At 58.2% G+C, this 4,879-nt stretch carries 4 protein-coding genes; 2 read left to right on the top strand and 2 right to left on the bottom strand.

Annotation, left to right across the window (positions count from 1 at the left end):
* Window positions 1–141: 141 nt before the first annotated feature.
* The gene (locus G3480_RS25090) at window positions 142–744 is read right to left on the bottom strand and encodes a helix-turn-helix transcriptional regulator (protein WP_164656950.1); all 603 of its coding nucleotides are present in this window, start codon (window positions 742–744) and stop codon (window positions 142–144) included.
* A 682-nt stretch (window positions 745–1,426) separates the two neighbouring features.
* On the opposite strand from G3480_RS25090, the gene G3480_RS25085 reads away from it, so the two are divergent.
* Together G3480_RS25085 and G3480_RS25080 are read left to right on the top strand one after the other, a co-directional pair.
* Window positions 1,427–2,734: a hypothetical protein gene (locus G3480_RS25085; protein WP_164656949.1), complete on the top strand. Its 1,308-nt coding sequence runs from the start codon at window positions 1,427–1,429 to the stop codon at window positions 2,732–2,734.
* A 13-nt stretch (window positions 2,735–2,747) separates the two neighbouring features.
* Window positions 2,748–3,401: a c-type cytochrome gene (locus G3480_RS25080; protein ID WP_164656948.1), complete on the top strand. Its 654-nt coding sequence runs from the start codon at window positions 2,748–2,750 to the stop codon at window positions 3,399–3,401.
* Window positions 3,402–3,457: 56 nt separating this feature from the next.
* Here G3480_RS25080 and G3480_RS25075 read toward each other — a convergent pair whose 3' ends face one another.
* Window positions 3,458–3,895, bottom strand: coding sequence for an SHOCT domain-containing protein (locus G3480_RS25075; RefSeq protein ID WP_164656947.1), 438 nt, complete (start codon window positions 3,893–3,895; stop codon window positions 3,458–3,460).
* Window positions 3,896–4,879: the final 984 nt, after the last annotated feature.

Raw genomic sequence — 4,879 nt, 5'->3', positions numbered from 1 at the left:
CGCTGAGACAACGATGCCGATAGAAAAAAATGATGGACAGGAGGCAAATCGGACTTGCGTCAGAACAGAGTATCTACAAATGTCTCGACCATGATTTCCAGACAACCTCTAACACCTGCGTAAAAGACGATCAGTGACGGCTCAGGTATGGCTGACTGCCCGAGGCTCGGACAGGGGGTGGGGCGGAGGGGGCGCGGCCTTTCGCCCGAGCGATGGCGTCGACTGGCGCCGTTCGGCAGTGGCCAGGCCCTGAGTCAAACCGTCGCGCGAATCATGCGGCGGAAGCAGATCCTCGATGAAAAAGGCCGCCAATTCCGCGCGGCCAGCCAAGCCTGACTTTTGGTACACCGCGACGGCGTGCTGCCGGATCGTTCGTTCACTGCGATTGCAGCAGCTCGCAATCTTCTGATGACTGATCCCCTTGAGCAAAAACATGGCGACGCAGGACTCAGCCTTGGTCAGCCCCCAGGCACGGAGTTGTGACTCGATGTTCTCGGCCAGGCCGAGCCGGTGTCGGTCGAGAACATCCGTGGCGGATACCGCGACGTCCCGTGTGCGCGCCCAGACCGATCCTAGCCAGCAGATCGAGCCGAGACTCAACAGCAGAATCGCAATCTCGCTGATGAGATGAAATCGCGATACGCCATGTCGCAGATCGAAGCCGAGATCGACCAGTCCGAGCAAGGTGATCGCGGAGAGCAGCATGAAGGCCAATGGAATGACGGCGGCTGTCTGGTTTCTCATCGAATGGAGTGCTCCGTGAATGCTCGGCATTCAAGTTGAATCGTGGCTTTAGAAAAGCGGCCTTGATCATCGTTCCGGCCGGCTGCAAAGCTGACTCTGTAGTCAGGCCATCTTGGCCTGACGATCTCAGGGCTAGACGCCCTGACTACAGATAGGCACAAGCGATCGGCCGAAACGATGATCCATGCCAGAAAAGCGGTCGCAATGAGGATGCCTAAGACATCGGCTCTGATTTATGAATCAACCGAACTCGCCCCATTGCGCCGCGCCATCCGCATCCGTGACGAGGCCCGACTTGTCGCGCCGCGTGATCACGATCTGGCAACGGGTCGCTTTTCCCCTCAAGTCAACAGCATACCTTCAACGCATACCTCCAAAGCAACTGTCGACTCGCGGATCCTGACGGTCGGCAAAGGCTGCATATTGTTTGCTAAATGCAAATATAAAACAAATACTTAGGATTAATTTTGTCGCCTTGCGACATCCAGCTGCTGGATTCTTGTGCTTGATCTAAGTCATTTGTCGGATTGTTAGCGGATGCCTGTTCAGTGAAATCTGGACTCGTGGCGTTGAGCCAGCAAATAACAATTTAATTATATGGCGATATTTTTCTAGCATTCGGCCGCGTTTGCGCCGTTTATGCAGACATAGAATGAGAAATCAACGACGAGGACGGGATTCAATGATGCATCGAATTCTAATCGCGACACTGCTCGTGTTGCTCTATATGGGTGGCCTGATTGGCACCACTTTATTCACCACGCCAGATGCCAAGGCGACTCCCGCCTTCGCGCGGCAGGTCGGGCTGGCGTGCGCCGCCTGTCACAATCAGAACTTCCCTGCGCTCAATTCATTTGGTCGTTCATTCAAGGCGGGCGGATACACCATGGTGGGAACGCAGGCACTCATCGAGGGCGATCATCTCTCGCTGCCGTCGGTCTTGAACGCCTCGTTGATCGGCAAGTTTCGGTATGCGAAGACCAATGGCAATACCGATCAAGGGACGGATCGCGGCCAGATCCAGTGGCCCGACGAGGCGGCGTTGCTGATCGGCGGTCGAGCGGCCAAGAATGTTGGCTTTCTATTCGAGATTGGGTTGGCGGGAATCGCCGTGAATGGCGTCGCCGACGACAGCGCCGAGGTGGAGGGCGGCGACGTTCCGGTCAGCGGTAGCGGCGTCTCGCTGTTGGGTTCGAAGATCCAGTTCAACGTCGCTGAATTTGGCTCGACCAGGCTGAGCCTGATTCCGTTTTCGACAGATGGGCTCGGCGCTGGCTACGGTTTCGAGCTGCTCAACACGGGGGCCGTGCGCAATATCCGACCAATCGAATATCGCTCCGGCTTCAGTGCGTCACAAGCGCTCAATACCGGGGCAGGTGGCGCCACTGGCATGGCGTTCGTGGTGTCGAACCCGCAATATTTCATCAACTACACGCCCTGGACACCTGGCTTCAATGGCGAGAATTTCGACGTTGAACTGGGCGGGCTCTCCAATTACCTGCGCGCCGCCTATACCTCCAGTTTCGGGTCATGGGATACCGCGCTCGGTTTTCAGCTTTGGAACGGCTCGGCGAAACCCGCTGGCATCGAGGGCGAGGAAACGCTCAAGACCGATGCCTGGGTCATCGATGCCCAGGCGCTCGGCACCGTGCGTGATTTACCTTTGAGCCTCTATGCCAGCTACGGTCAGGCCGATGGAAACGCGGATAGTCTGTGGGGTTACACCCAAGGCAATGCCAGTTCCTTCGCGATCATGGGGCAGCTTGGTGTCCTTCCCAACCGGCTCAATTTGTATCTTGCCTTTCGCACCCTGGACAACGGGCAAGCAACCGACAACACCTTCAACGCCTATACGCTCGGTGGGAACTTTCTTCTCGCCCAAAATATCCGCTTGGAGCTGTATCACGTCATCGAGACCGGATCGGGCGTGGATGCGCGCGAGAACGAGCAAGACAGTCTGACCATGCTGCAACTCTTCGTTGGTTTCTGATCGGGAGCTATCCATGAGTAGATCAATCAAACAGGCATCCCTGGCGCTTGGGTTCGTCCTTCTCCTGATGGGCCGGGCGGCCGACGCCGAGTACCTCAAGACCTTCGAGGGCTGGAAGGTTTACAACTCAAGCTGCATCCTCTGCCACGGCCCACAGGGTCGGGGCGATGGATCGCTGGCCAAGAAGCTGAGGATCAACGCGGCCGATTTCCGCGCGCGCCGTCAAAAGCTCGATGGCATGTCGGACCAAGCCTTATTGGATGAGATCAAGGGCGGCCGCGGGCATTTACGCGACATGCCAAAGTGGCGGGACATCTACCCGGATACGCAGCTCCTGGCCGCTGTCTCCTATATCCGCTATCTCGCGGGGTCCAGCCATCCGCTGGAAGCCGACCCGATCGAAGGCCAGCAGTACTATCAGCTCTACTGTATCGCCTGTCATGGTCAGAACGGCAAGGGCGAGGGTTTCATGACCAGCCTCCTGGAGATCCAACCCGCTGACCACACCAACCCCGCGCGGATGGATCGGCTCAGCAACCAGCAACTGGCGGCCATTATCAAGAGCGGTAAAGGGATGATGCCGGCCTGGAAGGGTATCCTCAGCGATCACGAAATCAGCGAGCTGGTCACCTATATCCGGCTCCTCTCCCATCCAGGCGGTCGTTGATCGCGGCTGTCCTCTCCCCCGCCGGCGAGACCGGCGGGGGAAGCGAGGGCGAGGTTCTAGAGGGTATCCAGAACCCGTTCGCGCAGTTGCTGATATTCCTTCTCGCTGATCAGTCCATCCTGACGCAATTCCTTCAACTCGATCAGTCGCGCCTTGGCCGAGCGACTCGGCGCCGCGCGCGTGGCGGATGCGGCGGCGGGGGTCTTCGCGGCTGTTCCTGCGACGGATGCCGGTTTCTCCCCGCAGACGAGCTTGGCATTGACTCCAGCCGCGACACCCGAGGTGCTGACTGGAATCGTCATTGGATCGCACCCCTCCTTGACCAGGCGAACCTGTCCATACAACGCCTGATCCTCCGGCTTATAGACTTGCGGAAAGACCTGGCTGAGCGGCAGGTACGTTGGCGTCAGGCCGGATTGTTTGCCCATGACCCAGACCTGCGCGCCCGTGGGGGTCGATTGGATGGACAGGGTATCGCTCGATCTCTCAAACAAGCCTCCATTCGTGGCGCAAGCCCCGAGCAAAGCGGTCAGCGGTAGCATCAGGAACAACCTGGCGGTCTTGCGTTGAGCAAAGGCGGCAGTTCCCGACTCGGGTCGGATAGTGATTATTGTTCGATTTCCAGTTGCCCGATCTCTAAGCATTCGATCTCTAGTCATTCGATCTGATCTCATCCCCATCACTCTTCGGTCTTTGTTGTAGGAGAACCGAGTGTAACAGCCGGGTCGGGGCCGCACGGCGCAACCAATAGAAACGCCGAGTAAGGTTCCGCGCCGAGCATCTACAGGGCGGCCTCGATCATCCTTTTAGTCCAACCGCCCGGTCAGTGGGAGCGGTGCCCCGCCGCGACGGGCGCGCGATCGCGGCTGCCGCGAGCATGCGGATCGCCGCCGCACATTTAGGGGACATGAGCGTGCCGACCAACAGCCCAAGGAGCGCCAACCTCCGCAGACGGGGAACGGCCACGCCTCCTCTTGGAACCTCGCCCGCTGATTGGTCTAATGCTGGGCCTACATGGCGCTGGGCAAACCTCGTCATTGACCTGAGAGCGACCAAGGTCTCCCGCAAGTCCTGATTCCTAAGAGGCTGTCTGGAAATCATGGTAGAGGCCCCTAGGAGCCTGTCCGACTTGGGGGGATCGAAGCGAGGAAGTGGGAGAGCGAGGCCATTTCGTTCCGGTTTTGAGGCGCATAGTGGTTCTATGTAACGAAAAAGCGGGGCGAAAGGGACCCTTCTCCCGATTCCGCAGCCGATTCATCCTAAGAAAGCGCCCATTAATTGTTTCCCGATACGAGCGATCCCGCCCGAAATCCCCCCTAGCCCCCCTTTGCGAAAGGGGGGAAGTTGTTGATGGTCACTTTACTAAGTCGGACAGGCTCCTAGGATCCTTGAGGGCGCAAAATGCTCGCAGATGAGTCAAATTTCGATGAAGCGTCCGACCATCCAAGGCCGTCGGGATCGGATCGGGATCGGGATCG

Source organism: Thiorhodococcus mannitoliphagus (genome assembly GCF_010915725.1).
In the GTDB taxonomy this organism is placed as follows: domain Bacteria; phylum Pseudomonadota; class Gammaproteobacteria; order Chromatiales; family Chromatiaceae; genus Thiorhodococcus; species Thiorhodococcus mannitoliphagus.
Note: the sequence above shows the minus strand (reverse complement) of the source record. Positions and strands in the feature narration are given on the sequence as shown.

Excerpts from the sequence above, each read along its gene's own strand:
- G3480_RS25080 (WP_164656948.1), top strand. The coding sequence starts at position 2,748 with ATGAGTAGATCAATCAAACAGGCATCCCTGGCGCTTGGGTTCGTCCTT.
- G3480_RS25085 (WP_164656949.1), top strand. The coding sequence starts at position 1,427 with ATGATGCATCGAATTCTAATCGCGACACTGCTCGTGTTGCTCTATATG.
- G3480_RS25090 (WP_164656950.1), bottom strand. The coding sequence starts at position 744 with ATGAGAAACCAGACAGCCGCCGTCATTCCATTGGCCTTCATGCTGCTC.